Below are 23,028 nucleotides of genomic sequence, written 5' to 3'. Positions count from 1 at the left end.
CTATTAATAACAAGTTATCCATAGTTTTGATCCTTGAAGGATTATGATTAACAGCGCTATAATAAAGTTCCTTTCTGAAAAGGACTTAGTTATGGCCTATAAGAAAATTCTTCTTGCTTTGTCATTAGACTTAACGAGTGATCAACTACTTATTAAAAAAGCTAAAGAGTTAATGGTGGAAGAAGGGACTGAATTGTATTTGGTTCATGCCGTGGAACGTATGAGTAGCTACGGTGCTGCCTATGGCATTTCTGTAGGTATGGATGTAGAGGATATGTTATTTGAAGAAGCTAAGAAATCCATAAAAAATATTTCCTCAAATTTGAATGTTCCTTCAGACCACCAGATTGTAAAAATTGGACCAGCGAAATTTCTTATTTTGGATCAAGCGGAAAGCTTGGGAGTTGATTTGATTCTGGTGGGCAGTCATGGCCGGCATGGCATCCAATTGCTTCTAGGCTCAACAGCCAACACTGTCTTACATGGTGCAAAATGTGATGTGTTAGCTGTACGCCTTAAGGAATAATTTTTTTTAATAGCGCATAGTAAAATCCATCGCCTCTATTTTGACCGGGAAGAATTTAAATTCCGTGAATTAATGAAATAGCCCCTAGAACCTTTAGGGCGGATGTTTTGGTGGTAGTTTGCGTCGTTAAAAAAGCATTAATGACTTTTTCATTTTCATCAGGCAAGATGGAACACGTTGAGTAAAGTAAGGCAAGGCACCTTCGGGGTTTTAGTAGCTGCCATAGACTGCTTAGAAGACGCAATTGTTCTTCATAGTGTTATTGGGTTATATCCGAAGGTTGGCGGAGTAATTTGATATCCGAATGACGTCTGATGACGCCAGAGGTACAACAGGGGCCGTCGAGTAGAATTCACTCGAAGGTAATTTTTCTTCCCTGCCCATTGATTTGGTTAGGGCGCATCAGCCTCTATAAAAGTTATAATGATTTTTGTGATAGATCCTAAACGAATCACATTTTCTTTAATCCTTGTTAATCGTTGTTCGCTTTTATCTATAATACAATCAATTGTCGCAACGGGTGGTTAAGTTCGAGAATGTGAGTGGTTTTATTGCCCGGTGCACAGTACACACGTCTAAAACAGTTTGATCATTCTCTAGGTTCAAAAGATAAGCAGCATATTGTCCTGATATGTCTTGCACAGAACAATATAACCTTTATCAAATCCGGGCAATTGGTAAACGGGACAAGGTTCTTTGAGATAAATGGCAGTAGGCGTGAGATCCAGTTTTTGTGCAGAAATTCTATTTTCCTTTAGCAATTTAAGATAATTATCTCGACTTATTTTAGTTAAATTAATTCTCAATTAAGGGTGAACGCAGCAACGCTTGAGTAATGATTTTTAATTTAAAGTACCAACGTAAAACTCCATAATAAAGCTTTTGTAAAAGAATAAAGCTTTTGTAAAAGCGATTGCTCTTTATTATTTTTTTGGTAGGGTAAAAGAGTCGTCAGCGATCTTTTTTTCAATTACTTCGCTTAGAATAAGCGCTGATTTTTCGGGGGACATTCATGTTAACAAAGAAATATCAGCAATTTTTGTAAATAACTGTCTCAGCGACGTTAAGAGTTCTAATCGATTGTTACGTTTTTTTTTGTCGTCGACCATTACCATGACTTTATCGAAGAACGTATCAATAGGATCTTTTAATGTGGCCAATTCACTTAATGCTTTCGTATAGTCCGATTTTTTGTACAGATTATTGACTGATTTTGTATGAATTTTAAGTGCTTCGGCTAGGTCGCGTTCCACATCCGAATCGAATAGAGAAGTATCGATATGATCGGCCGCCATTTCGGACGATTGTTTTTTTAAAATATTGCTTACCCGCTTGTAGGCAGCCGTTAGGGCGTTAGCTTCAGGCAAGGTTTGAAAATACTGAACGGCCTTAATACGCCGATCAAAATCAAGTGGTTCTGTAGGATGAGCAGAAAGGACTGCCATAAAAACTGCAGGAGATACATTTTTTTCAAGATACCAAGCGCGAAGCCGTTCGATAATGAAATTGAAGGATTGATTGACCACATTATGGTTGGGTAATTGGTGAATATAATTTTTTTCTGATTCTTTTAATAACTCTAATAAATCAAGTGGAAGTTCTTTTTCAATTAAAAGGCGTAAAATTCCTAGAGCGGCTCGGCGCAAGGCAAATGGATCTTTATCGCCCGTATGGGATTTATTGATACCGATAATGCCGATAAGTGTGTCTAAGCGATCTGCTAAAGCCACGCAGACCCCTTCTAAGTTTTTTGGAAGCTCATCTCCTGAAAACCTCGGTAAATAATGATCTTTAATTCCTTGGGCGATGATGTTAGATTCTTTATCATGTAAAGCATAATAATAACCCATTGTCCCTTGTAAACTGGGAAATTCATAAACCATTTCGCTGAGCAAATCACATTTGGCTAATAAGGCCGCTCTTTTTGTTAGCTTTTCATCGACTTTAATTTGCTTGGCAATGAAATCAGTAAGTTTGTATATGCGTGTAGTTTTATCCGCTAGGGTTCCCAATTGTTGCTGAAAAATAATTCCTGATAGTTTTCGGAGTCGACTTTCGAGTGATACTTTAAGGTCGTTGTGATAGAAAAAGGAGGCATCTGATAATCTTGCATTTATGACTCGCTCATTTCCTTCAATAACGTATTTAGGATCTTTGCTTGCAATATTGCTGATGAGAATAAAATAAGGCAAGAGATCACCTTGATTATTTTTTATAGGGAAGCAGCGTTGGTGAACTTTCATGGTGGTGATTAATACTTCAGGGGGAAGCTTTAGAAACCCCAGTTTAAAATGGCCCAATAGTGCTACGGGCCATTCGACCATCCCAGTTACTTCTTTTAGTAGATCCTCATCAATTATTACTTCTCCTTTTGAGGCCGCAGTTTTTTTAATTAACTCGCGGATTTTTTCGCGTCGCTTATCAAAATCAGCGATAACCATTCCATGGTTTAGCAGTAATTGCTGGTAGTCGCTAGGTTGGGTGATGGTAATACCCTTTGGGTGATGGAAACGATTCCCAAACGTTTTGCGATCCGCTGCATGGCCTAAAAGGGTTGTTGGTACGATCTCTTTATCAAATAACATTGTTACCCAACGAACCGGGCGCACAAAAGATTCAGGATGACTCCCCCAGCGCATTGCTTTAGGAATAGAGAGGTTTTTGATGGCAGATTGAATAATTTCGGGAAGTAATTTACAGGTGGCTTGGCCCGGCTGTTTAATTCGACAATAAATAAATGCTTTTTTTTCTCTTTCTTTTATTTGAAGCTGATCCGTTAAAACACCGCAGGAACGAGCAAATCCTAAACAGGCTATTGTGGGGGTGCCATCTTTAGTAAAGGCCGCTTTTACGCTAGGACCTTGACGTTCTAAAGTACGTGGTGGCTGTTCCGATGTTAAACTTTTTATTAATACCGCTAATCTGCGAGGGGTTGCATAACGGTGAATAGATTCGAAAGACAGCTCAACTTTTTCGAGTTCTCTTTTAATATTTTGAGACAAGGTACACGATAATTTATCCAAGGTACGTGGAGGTAATTCTTCGCAACCAATTTCCAACAAAAAATCTTGGGTAAGCATTACACTCTCGCTGCCTTTAACATTGGAAAACCAAGTTCTTCTCTCGCTGAGTAGTACGCTTTTGCTACCGCATAGGCTAATTTTCTAACGCGCAAGATATAACTCTGCCGTTCGGTAACCGAAATAGCTTTTCGGGCATCTAAAAGATTAAAAGTATGGGAAGCTTTTAATACCATTTCATAAGCTGCAAGAGGAATTTTTGCTTTAATTAATCGTTCAGCCTCTTTTTCGTAAAAATCAAAATGATTGAAGAGAGAGTCCACATTGGCGTGTTCAAAATTATAAGCTGACATTTCAACTTCGTTTTGATGGAAAATTTGACCATAGGTGATAGGTCTATCAGACCCTTCTGTCCAGATTAAATCAAATATGTTGTCTACACCTTGGAGAAACATGGCTAATCGTTCTAAACCATAAGTAATTTCCCCAGTTACAGGTTTGCATGAAAGGCCACCGATTTGTTGAAAATAAGTAAACTGACTAATTTCCATTCCATCTTGCCAAACTTCCCATCCCACCCCCCAGGAACCTAATGTCGGAGCTTCCCAATTGTCTTCTACGAAGCGGATATCGTGGGTTAAAGGATCGATCCCCAATGCTTTTAATGAACCGAGATAGAGTTCCTGGATATTATCCGGGGAGGGTTTTAAGACGACTTGATATTGATAATAATGTTGGGTGCGATTGGGGTTATTTCCATATCGACCATCCGTAGGTCGTCGAGAAGGTTGAACATAAGCAGCTCGCCAAGGTTCAGGACCGATCGCCCGTAAAAAAGTAGCCGGATGAAAGGTGCCTGCTCCTACTTCAATGTCTAGAGGTTGGAGCAAAACACAACCTTGCTGGTCCCAGTATTCGTGCAAGGTGAAGATGGTTTGCTGAAAATTGATCCGTTGTGATGATTTCATTTGCAGACTTTTATCACGATCTGGAATGGAAAGCCAGACAAGTACCCGGTACCCGGAAGCTACTCAAATAAAATACCAATAAAAACACTATTTTTCCCTCTTCTGTGGTTGAAGATCGAAAATAAAAGGTGGGTAATAGCTTTTATTTATTTTTCGTATTGGCATTCGCCACTTGGTTAATCGCATCTTGCATATTTTTCTGCGAAGTCGCTCCAGGAATAAAATGAAATTGATCTAGCGATTTATTACCCACAACGAAAGTTGGAGTACCGACCAGTTGTAAAGCCTGTGCTAATTGGAAATTATCTTTAAGTTGTTCTTGGATAGAATAGTCTTCCATATCCTTTTTCAACTGGTCTACATTTAGGTCCACTTTTTCTGCCGTTTGAAAAACAATTTTATTGGTTAATGGCTTATCGACGCTAAGGAGGGCACCATGAAAAGCGTAATATTTGCCTTGTCTTAGGGATGCCGAGGAAGCTTTAGCAGTAAATTGGGATTGACCTCCAAAAATGGGAAGTTCTTTGAAAACGAGACGAAGGTTTTTATTTTGTTTTACTAAATTTTGAATCACCGGGTTCATTTCCTTACAGTGACTGCATTGATAATCGAAGAATTCTACTAACGTAACGTTCCCATTCGGATTGCCTGCCATGGGTGAAGCTGGATCTTGAAAGAGCTTTTGTGCATTCTTCTTAATCGCCACCTGAGTTTGTTGTTGTTGTCGAGCTTCTTCTTCCTTTTGTAATCCCTGGGAGGACTCTACTAATACTTCGGGGTTGTTAATCAAATACTCGTAAATAATTTTTTCTATTTCTTGTTTTTGTTCGGGTGTGAACGTTGCGGTTTCTGCTGGTGCTCTGACGTCAGGAGGTTGAGGCACAGTTGGTGGATTTAAGGGAGCAGCTATGCTAAAATTAGCGCTCAGAATTGCAACTGAAAACACAGTGGACAAAGTAAAACATTTTTTCACGATAATTCCTTCTTTATAAAATTGAAGATTAAGCAGTCATTGCCTCGCGAATTTTCTGCATAGCGTTTTTTTCGAGTTGACGAATTCGTTCTGCTGAAACCGTATATTTTTCTGCTAATTCATTCAGAGTGAGCTTTTCTTCATTTAGCCAACGTTGATGGAGAATATCTCGACTGCGTTCATCTAAGATCTCAAGTGCTTTATGAAGGCGCTGTTCTTGATCTTCTGACCAGTCACTTCGCTCTAATTGTATAGCGGGATTATAGCGTTTATCTTCCAGGTAATGGGCTGGTGCAGCCCAGCCTGCATTTCCTCCATCACCCTCATCATCAATACCGTCAAAAGCTTCATCGTGGCTGTTTAGCCTTTCTTCCATTTGTCGCACATCTTTGGCATTTAGGTTGAGCTCTTCGGCTAAAGCGGCTACCTCGTGGTCACTAAACCAGCCTCGTTTTTTTGCATGTTTACGCAGATTAAAAAAGAGTTTTCGCTGTGCTTTGGTGGTGGCAATTTTAACAATACGCCAATTTTTAAGAATAAATTCATGTACTTCAGCGCGGATCCAATGAATAGCGAAGGAGACCAAGCGAACACCTATTTTAGGGTTAAATCGTTTAACGGCCTTCATCAAGCCAATATTCCCTTCTTGAATTAAGTCTGCTTGAGATAAGCCATAACCCGAATACCCTCGTGCAATCCGAACAACAAATCGTAGGTGGGAAAGGACGAGCTTTCTGGCTGCTTCAAGATCATTGTTTTGCCGAAATTGGGTAGCGAGTTCGTGTTCTTCCTTGGCGCTTAGCATGGGAATACGATTGACCCAGCTAATATAGCTACCTAAACTTCCAATCGATAATGATCGTTCTTCTACTTGTGTTAGAAATTGATTCATGGCGTATTTTGTTCAATATTTAAATAGGTTGATATTTTTTGAGAGCGCTTATTTTAACATTGTTTCCGGATCAGTGCTATGTGGCTCTCTCGTAATTTCAGAGAGTTGTTGTCATAATCTCATTTTTTATTCGTATAATGAGAATGATAGCGGATGGAGGAAATAATGAAATTAAAGCAAGGTTTATATGCATTATTTGAAACTTCAAATCAGAGTTTAATTAAACCATACTTTACTAACTATGGTGTTAGGCTATAAAAGAACTTGCTGGCGGTATTATGTAAATAGTGAAGGTCTGAGAGGAAATAGGGAAAAAACACGATTGGTCTCGTTATTGTGATTCCGTTAAAGCGTACTGTGCGTGGAATGGTATTACGATTAAAGAAGATTCTTCTTGGGATACGACGGGTTGGGTACAAGATTATGAATTTTCTCGAGCAGGGTGTGCTCCTGAAGCCATGTTCTATGCAATGAGGCAAGTGATTTCCAAAATAGTGGATTGTGGCCCGGCCCCAGCGGCCAAAACCAATAGAAGAACTTATTGCACACTATACTGAGAAAGTTAAACACTGTTGTAGCGAATGGGATTTGTATTGAGAGACAGGATGAATAAGGTGTTATCAGTCATTTAGACCAGTTTACTTTTTTTCAGAAGATAAGGATGAGGGGGAAATGAGATATGTCAAAGAGAAAGTTATTTAGGCTATATCAGAAGGCAATCGCCCTAAGCCTTTTTTAGGAACTCGTTAGTCTGTATCGACAAGAAATGCGGCGTTTAAGGATACTCTTTTAGAGACCCTTATTGAAGACGAGAAAGAGGATAGATCGAGAAGCACGTGAACGACTATGGAATAGGCTTTTTAGCTAAGTGCAAAGAACGTTTGGGAATAGTTAGCCTGCTAGCGAATTTGAAAACAGGCTCTTGGCGATAGATGGCGAGCCAAGATCCGCAGAGACCCATAAAAATTGAAAAAAAGAGTATTTCGAAGCCGACTTGGACGCTCGCGCCGCTTATAATCAGGAAATGGTTATTGTAAGTAGCTGCCAAATGTTCAACGTTGGAGGCAACTGCCCACAACATTAAACTATAACAATTAAGCCATGCGAGAAAACCACCAGATAAGCTATAAAAGAAACCAGGATAAGGCAAAAGACGGCGAATGAAGCTAGGCGTAGTTCCCACTAATTTGAGAATAATAATTTCTTGGTGATGGCTCTCTGTCGTTAATCGAATGGTATTGCCGATAATTAAAATTATTCCGATCCCAAATAAAATGGCTAAGGTGTCGATAATTCGTTGTCCAAGAACGACAAAATAATGCAAGCGTTTTACCCACGTTAAATCGAATTGCTCGGTATCTACTAAAGCAAAGGACTTAAGGTCCATTATTAAACCTTACAAATTATGGAAATTATTATTTTTGGAAGAAACAACGATCTGGAGGCAACGGATTGGATTATTAAGGTATCAATTACATTTTTGAGAGACATCGATTTTTTTTAATTCATTAAGCCCCAACCCAAGGAAGGAGAAATATATTGAATGTGGAAAATATCGTTGCGATTTTTTGAGCTGAGCAATGAATGTTTTTATTTAGGATTCTGGAGTAATTTAATTTTAGATAAAGCGAAATAGTTTCTTGTCCATTTCAGGGTTTGCTTAGAGCTTGGAAGTTTTGTAAAATAAATAAAAGGCTCGCTCAGGGTCTAAACTACCAGGGTCTAAACTACACGTAGGTTCGTCAGCTAAAACAATCATTGGTTTGTTAATAATAGCCCATGCAATCCCGATACGTACGTTGGTTTTCACCACTCGATAGAGTAGAAGGATATAAATTTTCTTTTTTTAATAATCTGACTTTATTATAATCTGACTTTATTCAATGCTGCACGAACACACCGGTTAATTTCTTGATGCCGATAGCCTGAAATAACTAAGGTAATAGCAACATTATCAAAAACGGTGCGATGGTATGTTAAAGTAATTGGGGATTCTGAAAAATCATCCCTATATGGTGGCATAAATAGGGGATTTGTCTTTTGGAAAGGCGTGATAAATTTCGATTATTTATATAAATTTGCCATCGAGTAATACATTCTACCATCATCATCAGTTTTAATAATGTAGTTTTTCTGGCTCCCGAATACCAAGTCAAGAAGGCCATTTCTCCTTGTTTCAAATTAAAAGAAATATTATTAAGTGCTTGATTTCCGTTTGAATAGTTTTTGGTGACGTTGATAAAACGAATCACGAATGACTCCTTAAAATAATGCGTCGATAAATTCTTTAGCATTAAAAGGTCTTAAGTCATCGACTTGTTCGCCAATACCGATAAAACGGATAGGCAAATGCATTTTCTGAGCGATGGCGAAAATTACACCTCCTTTTGCTGTTCCATCTAATTTAGTGAGGACGATGCCTGTCAGTCCAATATATTCATTAAATTGGTTTGCTTGATTGAGTGCATTTTGTCCCGTTCCTGCATCAATAACAAGCAGAATTTCGTGAGGCGCTTCAGGATTGACCTTTTTCATGACGCGCTTAATTTTTTTTAACTCATCCATAAGATGTAATTGAGTGTGCAAGCGACCGGCGGTGTCAGCGATTAATATATTATAATTTCTTGTGCTCGTTGCTTCTAGTGCGTTGTAGATAACGGAAGCGCTATCTGCGCCTGGACGTTGAGCGATCACAGGCATATTATTATGTTCTCCCCATGTTTGAAGTTGCTCGATAGCAGCTGCTCTGAAAGTATCACCTGCCGCTAGCATAATTCTCTTTCCTTGAGACTGGTAGAAATAAGCAAGCTTAGCGATGGTAGTTGTTTTTCCTACGCCGTTGACTCCCACCATTAAAATAACAAAAGGCGATTGAGTGATTTCCAGAGGTTTTTGACAAGGTTCAAGAATTGAAAGCAATTGATTTTTGAGCGCATTAATTAGTTCCGTTGAATCGGCTAACGACTTCCAAGTAATTTGTTGAGAGAGATTACTGAGGATAGTTTGGCTGGCTTCCACACCTACATCAGCTGAGAGCAGAATCGTTTTTAATTCTTCTAGAAGTGTAGCATCAATTGTTTTTTTTTCGAGAATTAGATTTCCCAACCTATCGCTGAATCGATGACGGGTGCGTTTTAAACTTTCACTAAGCCGGCCGAGCCATTTCTTCTTTGGCGGTAAAGGGAGCTCTTCTTCGTTAGCTTCTTCTGCGTGACGTTTTGATTTTGAAAACCGAAATATCATAGATGGCATTCCTGTTGAAAACAGATACAATGTGAATTGTATCGTAACATTGAACGGTTGCAGGGCATAGAATACTAAAGCAATGCAGTTTAATTAGTTTATTAATTATTTATTGTTTGGGTCGGGGAAGCTCAAGCAGCCGCTATTCATGAATATCAATTGAAAAATGGCCTCAAATTGATTCTTGAAGAAGACCATCACGCACTAGTCATGTTTTCTTTGGTCTGGTATAAAGTTGGAGGGAGTTGTGAATCCGATGGTATCACGGGGATTTCTTATGTACTGGAATATATGATTTTTCGTGGCACGGAAAAATATCCCGCTGGTGTTTTCGAAAAGACTATAAGTGACCTCGGTGCTGAGTAAAATGCTATGACCGCCGACGATTTTATTGTTCATTTTGAACGTGAGTTCTGATCAGCTACCTATTGCATTTAATCTAGAAGCTGATCGCATGAGAAATTTATTACTTAATCCAGCTGACTTTAAATAAAGAAATTCAAGTGGTCATGGAAGAACGGCGAATGCGTTTTGATGATAACCCTGTCGCCTTAACTTCTTGAACGCTTTATAGCAACAGCATTTGTTAATAATCCATATCATCATCAAGCTATTGGTTGGATGACGGATCTTCAACACATGAGGGTGCAAAGCAAAGGGTGCAAGACGTGCAAAATTGGTACCATACTTGGTATGTACCTATATAATGCCATCCTCGTAATAGTTAGGGGATGTTAAACTACAAAATATATTGGCGTTAGCCAAAGAATATTTTGGCCTAATTAGCTCGCATCCTGTTCCGAATTTAAAACCACAAATTCCGAATTTAAAACCACAAACGGAAATTTCTTCGTTAGGCACGAAATTAATTTATGTTCGGCTCCCCGCTAAATTACAGATGATGCGATATCACACCCCTCCTTAACGATAACTAAAGAGCAATGGCAGGCTTATGCCGTGGATGTTTTAGCCACTTTACTTTGTTGGATGGTAGTGATAAGTTCCCGATTTCTCGTGATTTAGTTCGAGGAAATTAAATTGCCAATATGGCCCAAGCAAGTTACGATCCATACCAATTGCATAGTAACCAATTCACAATAATGGGGATCCCTACTCAAGATTATAGTCTTGCTGAGTTAAAAAAAGCCTTAGCCCAAAATTCAGTATTGACAAACAAAAAAATGGGATGGATGTTTATTTTGTAAGCGAGCCAGAAATTCCAATGGTGGATATTGAAGCTGTTTTTTCTGTTGGTTCTTCCTACGATCGAAATAATTTGGGGTAGCTTCTTTAACAAATACTTTCTTATGGCGCTTACAGTAGTTTATCATCTTTAAAATATGGAGATACTTTTTATATAGGACTGAAAAACGCGAATACCCAAGGCGCATGAAGCTTTAGAAGTGGCGCAAACGGCGTTGCGGAGGTTTGTTAAAAAAGGCTTAAATGTATGCCAGTTTAGAAGTTACAAAGAAAAATATTGTTAGTAATTTCAGTATGAAATTATCTACGAATGCGAATTTATTAGCCAACGTGACAAATATTATATTTTATTATTTGCTTTTAAATTATCTTGATACGTATCACAAAAAAAATACAAGCGGTAACCGAGGAGCAAGTAAAGGCTACGTTTGCAAAATTCATTCATCCTAAAGAAATGACAGTTATTGTGGTGGGTAAAAAAAGCACATTAAATGATTTGTCTTTTTCCTTGGGCAAAGAGTCGAAGCGAGAGTGGACTAAAACACTAAAGAGAGTATTACATCCGAAAAAGAAGGTAGGATAAATGTTAAGAACAAGACTTACTACGCGTACCAAAAAATCCAGGTAATAGGTTTTTATGGTTCAGCATTTACCACGAAAATTACGAATCATTGGTGGAAAATGGCGAGGAAGGAAAATCGATTTTCCTTCCTTACCAGAATTGCGACCCACTGCGGATCGTATTCGGGAAACCCTCTTTAATTGGTTATCTCCTTATATCAAGGATGCTTATTGTTTAGATTTGTTTGCAGGTAGTGGAGCCTTGGGTTTTGAAGCTTTGTCCCGAGGATGTGCTCACGTTACCTTTCTTGATCGCTCAAAGAACGTTATTGAAACCCTACAGAAAAATGCAGAAATTTTAAATACTACAAATACTGAATTTGTTTGTGAAGAATTTACTTCAGAAATTCCCAAGCTAAAAAATGTTCCTTTTAATATTGTTTTTCTTGATCCACCCTTTTACCAAAGGCTTATCAATCAAGCTGCTCTTTGGTTAGAGAAAACAAAAATTCTTGCCCCACAAGCTTATATTTACGTTGAAGCTGAAAAGAATATATCATTTATTCTTCCTAGTAATTGGGAAATTTATCGCGAAAAGAGAACAACTAGTATATTTTATAGTTTATTTTTTCGCTTTAAAAAAGGAGACTAACCATGGATAATTTAAAACCAATTGAATTAGGGATGACTATTATCTACTCCAAAATTATGGGGTGTTCTTCCTAAAATTTCAGTGAGAGTCCTGATTTTTTTCGCTGCTTGATTTGTCGCTCTGATTGTTCGTTATTTAATTCTTTATTTTTTATCCTAATCGAGCTTAGGACGCCACTATTTGTTGCAATTATGGTCAGATTGGTTATGTAATGGTGCTAGTAGTTAGAGGCATTACTGCTTTAGGAACGATGGGTATTAACGTAACTGCTCTGGCGACTGACTTGAGATTAACTGGTTTTTCATTGGGATTTATCCTAAAGAATATGTTTTCCAATGTGCTTTCTAGTTTTTTGATTTTATTTTATGAGCCTTTCGGTATAAACGACCGTATTACAGTAAGTAATGTATTAGAAAAGTTATTAACATTCATTTTCGATATACGATTTTATAGAAAGATCGTAAGCAAATTATGGTGCCTAATTTTACAGTTCTTGTAAACGTTATAACAATCAATGATTAAATTTTCAATTTATTGTTGAAAATGTTTCACATTTTTTTTAGTGATTTTTTCTGAATAGTAAAGAAATCTTCCAGTGAATCTTTTTTTAACGCTTTCAGGAGACGAAATATATTTTCCATATTATATTGATAATTTAGATTTGATTGAAAATAATTCTTCTCAGAGAATTGTCGTAGAGATGAAAAACGTGTTTTTTCTCTAGTTCTATAAGCAGCTACACAAATATCTCCTCGATTGTTTCAAATATAATCTATAAATATTTTGTTAATCCGCCTATATTTAATTAGCTCAGCCGTGTAGTAAAGCCGTGGATTAATTTTTAAAATTAATTTCGCCAATTGATGAGCGAAATAATAAAATTTATTACAATTGGAATGAGGAGGAATGAGAACATATAAATCTAATCCCTTTCCACTAGATGTTTTTACAAAGCTTTTAAGACTTAAAAAATTTAAAACTTCCTTGAATTTTTTTTTGCATTTAATTATACTTTTCCAATTAACTTTGGGGTGAGGATTGAGGTCGAAGATTAGGTAGTTAAACTTTTCGATATGGTTGTCTCGGCTATTCCAGGGATGAATTTTTAAAACTTCCATTTGAATTAAAATAATAAGACCCTTTTTAATCTCAGATAGTTACATAAATTCTTTTTTTACTCTTTTCTTGAAGCTCTACACCGTAAATGAAAGGTTTCGCATTATTATATCTATCAGGATAGCGTAGTAGCATCAAGGTAGAATGAATGACGTATGGTAACAACCAGTCAGAAATTTTTTAAATAAAATTTAGTCAATTGGCGCTTGATAATCCAATTTTTGGGATACAATATTTTTTCTTTATTTTTCAGTTTTTTCCTAGGAATTAAATTTTTATTCGTCGAAATTTTATTTTTTGATAGGATTGATTCTAATTTTATTTGTTGAGCTTTTTTATCTTTGTACGATCCTTTAAAGATAAGCTGTCTCAATCGTTTATTTTCTCTCCATTTAAAAATTTGATTTCAGCAACAAGAGTGGGTTTTACCTAATGCGTGGAGGATTTTTCAAAATCAGGTACCTCCCTAAAAGCAGATTTAGTTTGTTTTCTATACATCAATTTTTGATACACTTGTTTTAACCATAACTGAGTAAAACTAGTTTCTATTCTGACAGAATAATTAAGGTTTTTTTCTTAAAAATACCCAAAAAGTAAAGCGCCAAAATAAGATTCTTCGCCGATAGAATCTATATAACTTCCAATGACAAATTCCTGCTGATTTTTAAATTTAGTTTTTAATCAGCTACTCGTTCTTTTTTTTCGTAAGAGGAATCTACTCTTTTAGAAATGATACCCTTGAGACCCGATTTCTAGGTTCTGTTAAATATACTTTTTCATTTCCTTTTATATGGTTCGAATGAAGTATATTAGAATTCTTTTCGCTCCAACGAGAAAATATTTTTTTAACAGCTCTTTGCGTTTTAATAAATGCGTTTATGAAAGATCGAAATTTTCGAAAAATGAATATCAAAGGTACAATATTTTATTTCATTTTGACTTTTAGTTCTTAGGACATTTTGTAAAATTTGAAAATCGGATCGGCTTTCCTCATCTAAAACAACTATTTCTCTATCTAAAATTGTATTATTAACAAGAATTATTTTTACCTTATTAACTAGGAGTTCTAATTTTAAAGTCTAATGTTGTTTTTTTTACGAGTAAGTAATTGTTTTTATAATACAGATAATTTGATAACTATCGAATTTAATTTTATTAATCCATTCGGAGGAATTATGTATCGAGCTGAATAATTTAGCGAATTGTGGTTTAATGAAAGCAGGAATTTTTAATTTTATTGCCTTCTATCAATGAGATATCCAGTGGAGAGTGAAATTTCTCTATTTCTTCTACGGACGCACCGCTGATTATACTAAAAGGTTCATCGTCGATATCAAAAGAGGAATTACCATAATTGTCTTTTTTTAATTAATAACTATTTTTTTTATCCGCGTCTAATTCCTAACTAAATACTACTTTCCTTTTAATTTTTTCCAATTAAGAGTTAAAACGAGCTTTCTGGCTAAACTTTCACAAGGATTTTTTTTGGTTCTAATGTTCCAAGATCCTATATAATAACGCCGGCGACTTTATAATGACCTTTAGTGATATTGACTTTAAAATTTGTATATTCCATAGAATGATATTCTACTTGGACAGAAAGCCGCTTTATATCAGAATTTAATTAAGAACCTTTGGGAGTGGACTAACTTTTTAAAATACCTTTTCTAATCGAAGATCGTAGTAGATATAAGAGGAATCATGTTTCTGAACTATAAAAACAGGTTGATTTGATGGTGAGATGATTTCGCCCTCGGGCTCATGGGTTTACGAGAAATCGGGTTTTTAGTGGTATTTTTTTTAAACTTAAAACGAATTACCTATTGCTTGCACTTGTTTTTCGAGCGGTCGTTTTTCTTTTTTTTCTGAGGTTCTTTGTTTTTTTCTTTTTCTTTAATCCTTTTCTTAAGCAATTCTATAAAATCGACTACGTTAGAACTAACGGGAGCTTCTTCTTTGAAGCTAATTGTTTTTCCTGTTTTGATTTTCGTTTCGATCTGTTTCATAATTTTTTCATGAAATTCGTCATGGTATTTTCAGGTTCCTATTTAGATAGCATGGAATTAACTAACTCTTCGCCAGCTGTTGATTCTTTATTTTATATTGTTTTATGGTTTTGAGAGGGTAAATTTAAATCCTCTAATTTTGTGAATTCTTTTGCAAAACGTAGAAGATTAACGAGGAGCCAATTTTTATAAGGAAAAACAGAGGCTAAATACTGCTTAGAATAGATCACAATTTTTTAAATGCCTACGGTATCAGTTTTTCTTAAATATCTCTCGTAATATGAGATATCCTTTTTCTCCTTTGGCACGCACTGCGTAATAAGGCTATACATAGTCGACTTCTTTTCGGGGCAGGAAACTCTCTATTTCTATGCTTTGGGTGCTTTCTAGAGCTGCTTTTTTAAGCTCTTTTTCTTTAACAACAACATAATCTCCGCATCGTATTCATAAGCCTTTACAATTTTATTCTAAGGAACTTCTTCGCTGCCTCTTTGTTCACGCGTTTATAAAGAATACGAGCTATATTGTGACAGCTATATTGTGACTATAAATAATAGATGAAAATGAACTTCTGCCCGACCCACTACGGGATACAGAGAAACAGGAACCTTAACTAAACCGAACGAAATTTGACCTTTCTAAAGGGAGCGTTCTGCTATTTGCCTCTTCCTTGAACGCTAATCCTTTAATTATTATAGGCCACTGTAGATGAGTTAATTTCATAACTCGGTATGAAATGCCGAAACCATAGAGTGTAAAAATGATTAAGTATACGACACTTAGTGGATAGTTTGTTTAAACGTCTAGATTCTCAACAGCCAATGCATTTTGTTCGATGAAGATGCGGCGAGGTTCAACCTGGTCGCCCATTAAAGTAGTAAAAATTTCGTCTGCCATTACAGCATTTTCGATACCAACAGATAAGAGGCGGCGAGTTTCTGGATCCATTGTAGTTTCCCATAATTGTTCAGGGTTCATTTCACCTAAACCTTTATAGCGTTGTATTGTTAATCCCTTTTTTCCTTCTTCAATAAGCCAGTTTAATGCGTCTCTAAAAGAACTCACTCCTTGTTGTTTATTATTACGTTTCATGTAGGCTCCAGCCTCAATTAATCCTGATATTTCTCTATATAAATTAACAACGTGACGATAATCGGCACAGCTAAAAAAGTCTTGATTAAAAAGGTACTTTTGAGTGATTCCATGGCTAGTGATTGAAACAACAGGGAAATATAGTTCCCGTTCCTCGTCTTTTTTCAGAGAAAGATGGTATCGCGTACCGGTTTCCATTTTTTGCCCTGAAAGTTTGTTTTCTAATTCTTTTATCCAAGCGCTTACTTGTGACTTATTATTAAGCTGTTCCACCGTTAACGGAGTAATTTCCAGTAACTGTTCTAAAATAGGAGATGGGTAACGTTTGCTTAAACGCTTGAGGATTCTCGCAGTAGTCTGATAATGAGAAGCCAAACGTTCGAGTGCTGATCCGCTAATGGCTGGAGCATGAGCGTTTACGTAAAGTTCGGCACCCTCCAAGGCCAATTGGAGCAGCAAGGCGTTGAGTGCTAGATCATCTTTAACATATTGTTCTTGCTTGTTTTTTTTCACTTTATACAGGGGCGGTTGGGCAATGTAAATATGACCCCGTTCGATCAGTTCCGGCATTTGCCGATAGAAAAAAGTGAGCAAAAGCGTGCGAATATGGGAACCATCGACATCCGCATCGGTCATCATTATGATTCGATGATAACGTAATTTATCAGGATTATATTCTTCGCGACCAATTCCACAACCGATGGCAGTGATTAACGTACCAACTTCGGCAGAAGAAAGCATTTTCTCAAATCGGGATTTCTCTACATTAAGAATCTTACCTTTTAAAGGTAAGATAGCCTGATAGCAGCGATCACGAGCTTGTTTGGCTGAGCCGCCAGCCGAATCCCCCTCAACTAAAAATAGTTCACATAGGGCTGGATCTTTTTCTTGGCAATCGGCTAATTTTCCAGGCAATCCACCGAGATCAAGTACGTTTTTCCGTCGCGTCATATCGCGCGCTTTGCGCGCCGCTTCTCGCGCTCGGGCAGCATCGACGATTTTTAGGGCAATAGCACGTGCTTGTTTGGGATTCTCTAATAGGTAGTTGCGAAATTTTTCAGCCACTGCGCTTTCAACTACGGGCTTAACTTCCGAGGAGACCAATTTGTCTTTTGTTTGCGATGAAAATTTGGGGTCAGGTACTTTGGCGGAAAGAACGGCTGTTAATCCTTCACGAGTATCATCACCGCTTATAGCGACCTTACTTTTTTTAGTAAGCCCTTCATTTTCAATATAATTGTTAAGAGTCCGAGTCAATGCGGCCCGAAATCCAGCTAAATGTGTTCCGCCATCACTTTGGGGGATGTTGTTAGTGAAGCAAAAGATGGTTTCTTGAAATCCATCATTCCATTGCATTGACACTTCCAGAACGATGTCTTTCTCTTCGGTAGCAAAATGAAAAACATCTGGATGAAGGGGGGGGGGATTCTTATTGAGGTGCTCAACGAACGCTTTGATACCTCCTTCGTATTCGAAGACATCTTCTTTCCCACTCCGTTCATCGAGGAGCTCGATGCGCACTCCCGAATTTAAAAAGGAAAGTTCACGGAGTCGTTTGGCTAAAATATCATAATGAAATTCGGTATCACTAAAAATATCAGAACTGGGTTTAAAGCGAATTTCCGTTCCGGTTTTATCACTTTTTCCTGTTACTGTTAAAGGGGCTTGAGGAAGTCCCATTTTGTAGAGTTGATAATGAACATTTCCATTTTGGTGGATGGTCATATGAAGCTCTTCCGAAAGGGCATTGACTACTGAAACCCCTACACCGTGAAGACCGCCAGACACTTTGTAGACGTTTTTATCAAATTTTCCACCCGCATGGAGCACAGTCATAATAACTTCTGCCGCTGAGCGACCTTCTTCCGGATGAATTCCTGTAGGAATTCCCCGTCCATTGTCCCGGACAGTAACAGACGAATCGGCGTGAATAATTACCCAGATATGAGTACAAAAACCAGCAAGTGCTTCGTCAATGGAGTTATCAACAACTTCGAATACCATATGGTGAAGGCCAGAGCCGTCATCCGTATCGCCGATATACATGCCCGGTCGCTTGCGAACGGCATCTAGGCCTTTAAGAACTTTAATTGATGAAGAATCGTATTTTTGTGGGACACTCATGTTCATTATACTCCGTACCAGGTTGAAATAGATCCCTTTCTACTCTTCTAAATAACGGGTTAATTGTATCATAAAAGAGGATAGCTGTTACGTTTATTGTGGAGTATAGTTATCTCAATTAAGCTTTTGAAGAGAAGAGAAACGAACAATCAATGTTTCACGTGAAACATACCCCATTAGTCAGAATTTTGTTTCTCGAAGATGGCAGCGGCGATAAATTTTTAAGTTTATAGGACACTTAGAAGGATACCTCCATGGAGATAAATTAAATTCTTTGTTAGTAGAAAGATTGGATGAACCCATTAGCTTTCAGTATCAATCACTCTCTTTGGAAGAGATTGAGGTTATTCGTCAAGGTTCTAAATGCTGTATGATCTCAAGAGAAAACACCTTATTCCCTTGAATAGTTATCGAAATGAAGGCAGAAAAGGGATGCAAGATTATATCCTAACACGTCGCTCTGTTTTGGAACAATTACAAATCGTAGCGAAACAGCTGGCGCCGCATTATAGCTTGCTTCTTTTTGATACCTATCGTTCTCTAGAGACGCAGGTGGATATATTTAATTTTATGTGTGAAACAGTGAGGAAACAGTATCCCGATTGGAGAAAGGAAAATATTGAACAAGAAACCAGAAAATATGCGGCGCATCCTAATGATCCCAGTCAGTTTGCCATTTCTCCCCACAATTCTGGGGGAGCAGTTGATCTTGCTATTGGTCATAGTCATTCAGGAGAAGTATGGGCTTTTGGTACCGAGTTTGATGAAGTCAGTGAATTATCTCGAACAGACTTTTTTGAAAACGAATAGAATCCCCCACTTGGGATTGATCCCCAACAGTGGAATATATATCGTACCCATCGTAGAATGCTTTTTCATCTGATGATTAATGTTGGATTTATAAACTAAACTATCGCAATGAGTGGTGGCATTATGATTTGGGAGATTGTCTTTGGGATAGTGAATTGCAAGTTAAATGGATATTTAATTCTCTAGAAGAGGAAATCCATATAAATTTGGCCTTTGAAGCCAAGTAAAGTTAGTGTTCTCTTTTTCCCTAGAGAGAGAATTAACATCTCCATGTTCCACGTGAAACACGGTCCTATTTCTGGGAGTTTCAATTTCTTCGGGATTTGTTCCCGTGATAAACACTTGGGATTGCAGTTGAGTTAAAAAATCGATTACTCTGTGACGCTTCTCAGTGTCCAATTCGGCTGGTAGGTCATCGATTAAGTAAATCGGTGTGGTTTGAGTTTTCTCTTTGAAAAAAAGTCCTTGAGTAAGATGGAGTGCGTAAGTAACGAGCTTTTGTTGTCCTTGAGACAGAATATCTTGAGCCGGGATATCACGAATTAAAAGTCGAAAGTCGGCGCGTTGAGGTCCACTCTGGGTATAACCGCGCTGTAAATCTTGCCTGAGATTAGATTGGAGCTGATCCAACAGAGATTTTTTTTCAGGCCAACCTCGATAATAATGAGTCAGAATGCTTTGGTTAGGCAAAAAATGTTGCAGCACCTGGCTAAATAGAGTCTTGAACTCAGAGACAATGTTCTGCCGTAATAGATCAACAGACTCAGCGTCTTCAGCAAGCAATTGGTCCCAATGAGTAATTTCATCGAGTGGAAGTTGTGATTTCAGGGCCGCATTACGTTGTTTCAATGAGCGTTGAATCCGTTGCCATGCAGGAAAAAAAGTAGGTTCCATATGAAACAATAGCCAATCTAAAAATTGCCGACGAATTTTTGGACCGTCCAGCAAAAATCGGTGACTCATGGCGCTTAATAAACAAAGAGGCAATTGCTTTGCCGATAAAGCCCAATTAGAAACTGCTTCACCATCAAGTTTTAAACGTCCATCCCCCGATTGATAGCGTTCAACTCCGAGAGGGGTAAGGCATTCCTTTTCCTTAATAGTAACGAATACGGAGAAATGATCAGCCGTATGTTGGATAAGTCGTTGAGTAAGATGGGTTCGGAAGGATCGTCCGACTCCTAAAAAATAAATCGATTCGAGTAAACTTGTTTTTCCAGCTCCATTAGGGCCAAAGACAAAATTGAACCCTGAAGTGGGTGAAATAGCCACCTCTTTTAAGTTTCTAAATTGATTGATTTTTAATGATGCAATTATTGGCATCCAATTAAAGCCGCATAGGCATGACGACGAAGGCAGTGTCTATTTGATTTTCTGCCTCAGTAACTAATACACTGCTGTTTGAATCAGAGAAGGTTAACACCACGTTCCCCCGCTCAACGACATTTAAAATGTCTAGCAAATAATTAACGTTAAATCCAATATCTAATTTTTCTTTAGTGTAATCAATTTCAATTTCCTCTTCAGCTGTTTCTTGCTCCGGATTGTTGGACAAGATACGTAATAATCCGTGGCGAAGCTCGAAACGGATTCCCTTAAATTTTTCATTACATAAAATAGCGGTTCGACTAAGCGCTTGCTTTAAGAGATCTCGATCGATAGTAATTTGTTTATTACCCCCTTTGGGAATAACTCGTTCATAATCAGGGAAACGGCCTTCGATTAATTTGGAAGTAAAGGTGAAATCCGTAGTAGAAACACACACATGATTGTTTCCAATCATTAACGTAACAGGATCTTCGTTGTCAGCTAGAAGTCGTAATAATTCAATAACTCCTTTTCGAGGAATAATAACTTGCAACCGATGCTCAATAGCAGTTTCAATTCCTAAGACGTGGAAAGCAAGGCGATGACCATCGGTGGCAACAGCGTGCAATTTAGTCGGATGTGTTTCGAGAAGTAAACCGTTTAAATAATATCGAACATCTTTCTGGGCCATGGCGAAATAAGTTCGCTGCAACAAGCGATGAAGTTGATATTGGGGTAGGGTCAATTTGAGATGATATTCGAGTTTCTCTACCGTCGGAAAATCATTGGCCGGTAAGGTCGATAACATGAAGCGACTTTGGCCTGAACGCAATATAATTTTTTCTTTATCGCGATGTAACTCAATTGGCGCGTTTTCGGGAAGAGCACGACAGATATCCATCAATTTTCGGCCTGGTAAGGTTAAGCGGGAAGCCTCTAAATTTTCATCGTCCAATTTCGTTTGCCCTATTAATTCAACCTCCAGATCTGTGCCTGTAATGGAAAGCTGATTGTTTTCAGTGGACAGCAACACATTAGAGAGAATAGGTAACGTTTGTTTGCGTTCCAAGACTCCAATGACTTGTTGTAAAGCTTTTAAGAGGGTTTCACGAATCAAGTTCAGTTTCATGGGCGTTCCTTAATATACTAATCATCTAAATTAACCGGATAAAATTCGCATCAGATTTTTATAATCTTCTAAAATATCCAGCGATGTGGCAAGTAGTTCCCTCACCTTACGACAAGCATGTAATACGGTTGTATGATCTCTACCACCAAATGAATCGCCAATTTCAGGAAGGCTATGGTTCGTAAGTTCTTTAGCGAGAGCCATTGCCATTTGACGAGGTCGAGCAATAGAGCGGCTTCGCCGTTTGGCTAATAAATCAGCTACTTTGATCTTGTAATACTCAGCTACGATCCTTTGGATATTTTCGATAGTAATCAGGCGGGCTTGAAGTGTAAGCAAATCTTTAAGTGCATCTCGAGTAAATTCAACCGTTATTGGTTGCCCTGTGAAGTGAGCGTTAGCAATAACCCTTTTTAGAGCACCTTCCAGCTCTCGTACGTTAGACTGGATGTGCTTCGCTATAAAGAACGCTACTTCATGAGGAAGATGCATTTTTAATTGTTCTGCTTTTGTCATTAAAATGGCCACCCGCGTTTCTAATTCCGGTGGTTCAATGGCCACGGTCAATCCCCATCCAAACCGCGATTGCAGCCTTTCTTCCAACCCATTGATTTCTTTAGGATAACGGTCACAAGTTAATATAATTTGCTGCTGACCATCGAGAAGAGCATTAAAAGTATGGAAGAATTCTTCCTGTGATCGATCCTTCCCAGCAAAAAATTGAATATCGTCGATCAGTAAGGCATTTACCGAACGATAAAAACGTTTGAAGTCATTCATCGCATTGTGCTGTAGGGCTTTGATCATATCGGCAACAAAGCGTTCTGAGTGTAGGTACAGGACTTTTATTTCAGGATTTTTCTGTAAAATCGCGTTACCAACAGCATGCATTAAATGGGTTTTTCCTAAACCCACACCTCCATAAGTAAATAACGGGTTGTAGGCCTGACCCGGGTTTTCCGCTACTTGGGTAGCAGCTGCTCGGGCAAGCTGATTAGATTTACCTTCCACAAATGTTTCAAAAGTGAAATTGCTGTTGATATTGGTGTGTGAATGAACAAGCGGGGTTCCAACAATTGTCTTATGGATAGGCGTGTTAATCCCGTTTTTTGGATCAGCTTCTGTGGAAGATTTATTCCCAATTTGTAGCTCTATTTTCGGAGGTGTTTCAGTTAATTCGTCGAGAAGTTCTCGAATTCGAGTTAAAAATTGCTCATTAATCCAATCAAGCACGAACCGGTTAGGCGCCAGCAATAATAAACCGTTTTGTTTAGATTCCACAGCGTGTAAGGGTCGAATCCAAGTGTTATATTGTTGCGGCGGAATTTCGTCACGCAAATAATTAAGACACTTGTCCCATAAAGATGTTGGCACTGACATAGGATATGTTTACAAATTTAGCGTT

Annotated in this window: 17 protein-coding genes and 3 pseudogenes; 6 read left to right on the top strand and 14 right to left on the bottom strand. The window is 37.8% G+C overall.

Features of this window, described 5'->3' with window-relative positions; all coding sequences use genetic code 11:
• Positions 1 to 91 precede the first annotated feature (91 nt).
• Entirely contained in the window at positions 92 to 526 is a 435-nt protein-coding gene (locus CleRt_RS00090) for a universal stress protein (RefSeq protein ID WP_048874739.1), read from the top strand.
• Between the two features lie 55 nt (positions 527 to 581).
• Here CleRt_RS00090 and CleRt_RS13690 read toward each other — a convergent pair.
• The 9 genes and pseudogenes from CleRt_RS13690 to ftsY form a co-directional block, all read right to left on the bottom strand.
• Positions 582 to 878: pseudogene (locus tag CleRt_RS13690) on the bottom strand (hypothetical protein).
• Between the two features lie 250 nt (positions 879 to 1,128).
• Positions 1,129 to 1,332 carry a hypothetical protein gene (locus tag CleRt_RS13685; RefSeq protein WP_371440235.1) on the bottom strand — a complete coding sequence of 68 codons (204 nt, stop codon included), beginning with the start codon at positions 1,330 to 1,332 and terminating at the stop codon, positions 1,129 to 1,131.
• Between the two features lie 204 nt (positions 1,333 to 1,536).
• The gene (gene glyS, locus CleRt_RS00085) at positions 1,537 to 3,606 is read right to left on the bottom strand and encodes a glycine--tRNA ligase subunit beta (protein WP_048874738.1); all 2,070 of its coding nucleotides are present in this window, start codon (positions 3,604 to 3,606) and stop codon (positions 1,537 to 1,539) included.
• Positions 3,606 to 4,514 carry a glycine--tRNA ligase subunit alpha gene (gene glyQ / locus CleRt_RS00080; protein ID WP_048874737.1) on the bottom strand — a complete coding sequence of 303 codons (909 nt, stop codon included), beginning with the start codon at positions 4,512 to 4,514 and terminating at the stop codon, positions 3,606 to 3,608. Before glyQ ends, glyS begins: the two co-directional genes overlap by 1 nt.
• A gap of 142 nt (positions 4,515 to 4,656) precedes the next feature.
• The gene (locus CleRt_RS00075) at positions 4,657 to 5,487 is read right to left on the bottom strand and encodes a DsbA family protein (RefSeq protein WP_053097802.1); all 831 of its coding nucleotides are present in this window, start codon (positions 5,485 to 5,487) and stop codon (positions 4,657 to 4,659) included.
• 28 nt (positions 5,488 to 5,515) lie between these two features.
• A complete protein-coding gene (gene rpoH / locus CleRt_RS00070; RefSeq protein ID WP_048874736.1) occupies positions 5,516 to 6,379 on the bottom strand; it encodes an RNA polymerase sigma factor RpoH in 864 nt (287 codons plus the stop codon).
• An 844-nt stretch (positions 6,380 to 7,223) separates the two neighbouring features.
• On the bottom strand, positions 7,224 to 7,766 hold the full coding sequence (locus CleRt_RS10610; RefSeq protein WP_200899563.1) for a cell division protein FtsX: 543 nt from the start codon (positions 7,764 to 7,766) through the stop codon (positions 7,224 to 7,226).
• 330 nt (positions 7,767 to 8,096) lie between these two features.
• Positions 8,097 to 8,631 (bottom strand): annotated as a pseudogene (locus tag CleRt_RS00060) (cell division ATP-binding protein FtsE); the annotation flags it as partial.
• 10 nt (positions 8,632 to 8,641) lie between these two features.
• Positions 8,642 to 9,619 carry a signal recognition particle-docking protein FtsY gene (gene ftsY / locus CleRt_RS00055; protein WP_048875736.1) on the bottom strand — a complete coding sequence of 326 codons (978 nt, stop codon included), beginning with the start codon at positions 9,617 to 9,619 and terminating at the stop codon, positions 8,642 to 8,644.
• Positions 9,620 to 9,781: 162 nt separating this feature from the next.
• On the opposite strand from ftsY, the gene CleRt_RS10865 reads away from it, so the two are divergent.
• The 4 genes from CleRt_RS10865 (at position 9,782) to CleRt_RS10860 (ending at position 12,537) form a co-directional block, all read left to right on the top strand.
• On the top strand, positions 9,782 to 9,988 hold the full coding sequence (locus tag CleRt_RS10865) for an insulinase family protein (RefSeq protein ID WP_053097798.1): 207 nt from the start codon (positions 9,782 to 9,784) through the stop codon (positions 9,986 to 9,988).
• 1,207 nt (positions 9,989 to 11,195) lie between these two features.
• Positions 11,196 to 11,408, top strand: a complete 213-nt coding sequence (locus tag CleRt_RS00045; RefSeq protein ID WP_048874735.1) for a hypothetical protein — start codon at positions 11,196 to 11,198, stop codon at positions 11,406 to 11,408.
• 54 nt (positions 11,409 to 11,462) lie between these two features.
• Complete coding sequence (gene rsmD / locus CleRt_RS00040) at positions 11,463 to 12,038, top strand: 16S rRNA (guanine(966)-N(2))-methyltransferase RsmD (protein ID WP_048874734.1); 576 nt, start codon at positions 11,463 to 11,465, stop codon at positions 12,036 to 12,038.
• A 211-nt stretch (positions 12,039 to 12,249) separates the two neighbouring features.
• The gene (locus tag CleRt_RS10860; RefSeq protein WP_306686705.1) at positions 12,250 to 12,537 is read left to right on the top strand and encodes a mechanosensitive ion channel domain-containing protein; all 288 of its coding nucleotides are present in this window, start codon (positions 12,250 to 12,252) and stop codon (positions 12,535 to 12,537) included.
• A gap of 262 nt (positions 12,538 to 12,799) precedes the next feature.
• Here CleRt_RS10860 and ligD read toward each other — a convergent pair whose 3' ends face one another.
• Positions 12,800 to 13,171, bottom strand: coding sequence for a non-homologous end-joining DNA ligase LigD (ligD, locus tag CleRt_RS13680; protein ID WP_442778088.1), 372 nt, complete (start codon positions 13,169 to 13,171; stop codon positions 12,800 to 12,802).
• A gap of 2,784 nt (positions 13,172 to 15,955) precedes the next feature.
• Complete coding sequence (gene gyrB / locus CleRt_RS00025) at positions 15,956 to 18,382, bottom strand: DNA topoisomerase (ATP-hydrolyzing) subunit B (protein WP_157870734.1); 2,427 nt, start codon at positions 18,380 to 18,382, stop codon at positions 15,956 to 15,958.
• A gap of 357 nt (positions 18,383 to 18,739) precedes the next feature.
• Between gyrB and CleRt_RS00020 the strand changes: the two genes are divergently transcribed.
• The gene (locus tag CleRt_RS00020; protein WP_048874732.1) at positions 18,740 to 19,186 is read left to right on the top strand and encodes a M15 family metallopeptidase; all 447 of its coding nucleotides are present in this window, start codon (positions 18,740 to 18,742) and stop codon (positions 19,184 to 19,186) included.
• Between the two features lie 252 nt (positions 19,187 to 19,438).
• Here the strand turns inward: CleRt_RS00020 and recF are convergent.
• The 3 genes and pseudogenes from recF to dnaA form a co-directional block, all read right to left on the bottom strand.
• Positions 19,439 to 20,509: pseudogene (gene recF / locus CleRt_RS00015) on the bottom strand (DNA replication/repair protein RecF); the annotation flags it as partial.
• A gap of 4 nt (positions 20,510 to 20,513) precedes the next feature.
• On the bottom strand, positions 20,514 to 21,623 hold the full coding sequence (gene dnaN, locus CleRt_RS00010; protein WP_048874731.1) for a DNA polymerase III subunit beta: 1,110 nt from the start codon (positions 21,621 to 21,623) through the stop codon (positions 20,514 to 20,516).
• Positions 21,624 to 21,653: 30 nt separating this feature from the next.
• On the bottom strand, positions 21,654 to 23,003 hold the full coding sequence (gene dnaA, locus CleRt_RS00005; protein WP_048874730.1) for a chromosomal replication initiator protein DnaA: 1,350 nt from the start codon (positions 23,001 to 23,003) through the stop codon (positions 21,654 to 21,656).
• Positions 23,004 to 23,028: the final 25 nt, after the last annotated feature.

This window comes from Candidatus Coxiella mudrowiae (assembly GCA_001077715.1).
GTDB lineage: Bacteria > Pseudomonadota > Gammaproteobacteria > Coxiellales > Coxiellaceae > Coxiella > Coxiella mudrowiae.
The sequence above is the reverse complement of the archived record's forward strand: the minus strand, read 5'-3'. Positions and strand labels throughout refer to the sequence as shown.

Coding starts and splice junctions, on each gene's coding strand:
- CleRt_RS00090 (WP_048874739.1), top strand. CDS start 92: ATGGCCTATAAGAAAATTCTTCTTGCTTTGTCATTAGACTTAACGAGT.
- glyS (WP_048874738.1), bottom strand. CDS start 3,606: ATGCTTACCCAAGATTTTTTGTTGGAAATTGGTTGCGAAGAATTACCT.
- glyQ (WP_048874737.1), bottom strand. CDS start 4,514: ATGAAATCATCACAACGGATCAATTTTCAGCAAACCATCTTCACCTTG.
- rpoH (WP_048874736.1), bottom strand. CDS start 6,379: ATGAATCAATTTCTAACACAAGTAGAAGAACGATCATTATCGATTGGA.
- CleRt_RS10610 (WP_200899563.1), bottom strand. CDS start 7,766: ATGGACCTTAAGTCCTTTGCTTTAGTAGATACCGAGCAATTCGATTTA.
- rsmD (WP_048874734.1), top strand. CDS start 11,463: ATGGTTCAGCATTTACCACGAAAATTACGAATCATTGGTGGAAAATGG.
- CleRt_RS10860 (WP_306686705.1), top strand. CDS start 12,250: ATGGTGCTAGTAGTTAGAGGCATTACTGCTTTAGGAACGATGGGTATT.
- gyrB (WP_157870734.1), bottom strand. CDS start 18,382: ATGAACATGAGTGTCCCACAAAAATACGATTCTTCATCAATTAAAGTT.
- CleRt_RS00020 (WP_048874732.1), top strand. CDS start 18,740: ATGCTGTATGATCTCAAGAGAAAACACCTTATTCCCTTGAATAGTTAT.
- dnaN (WP_048874731.1), bottom strand. CDS start 21,623: ATGAAACTGAACTTGATTCGTGAAACCCTCTTAAAAGCTTTACAACAA.
- dnaA (WP_048874730.1), bottom strand. CDS start 23,003: ATGTCAGTGCCAACATCTTTATGGGACAAGTGTCTTAATTATTTGCGT.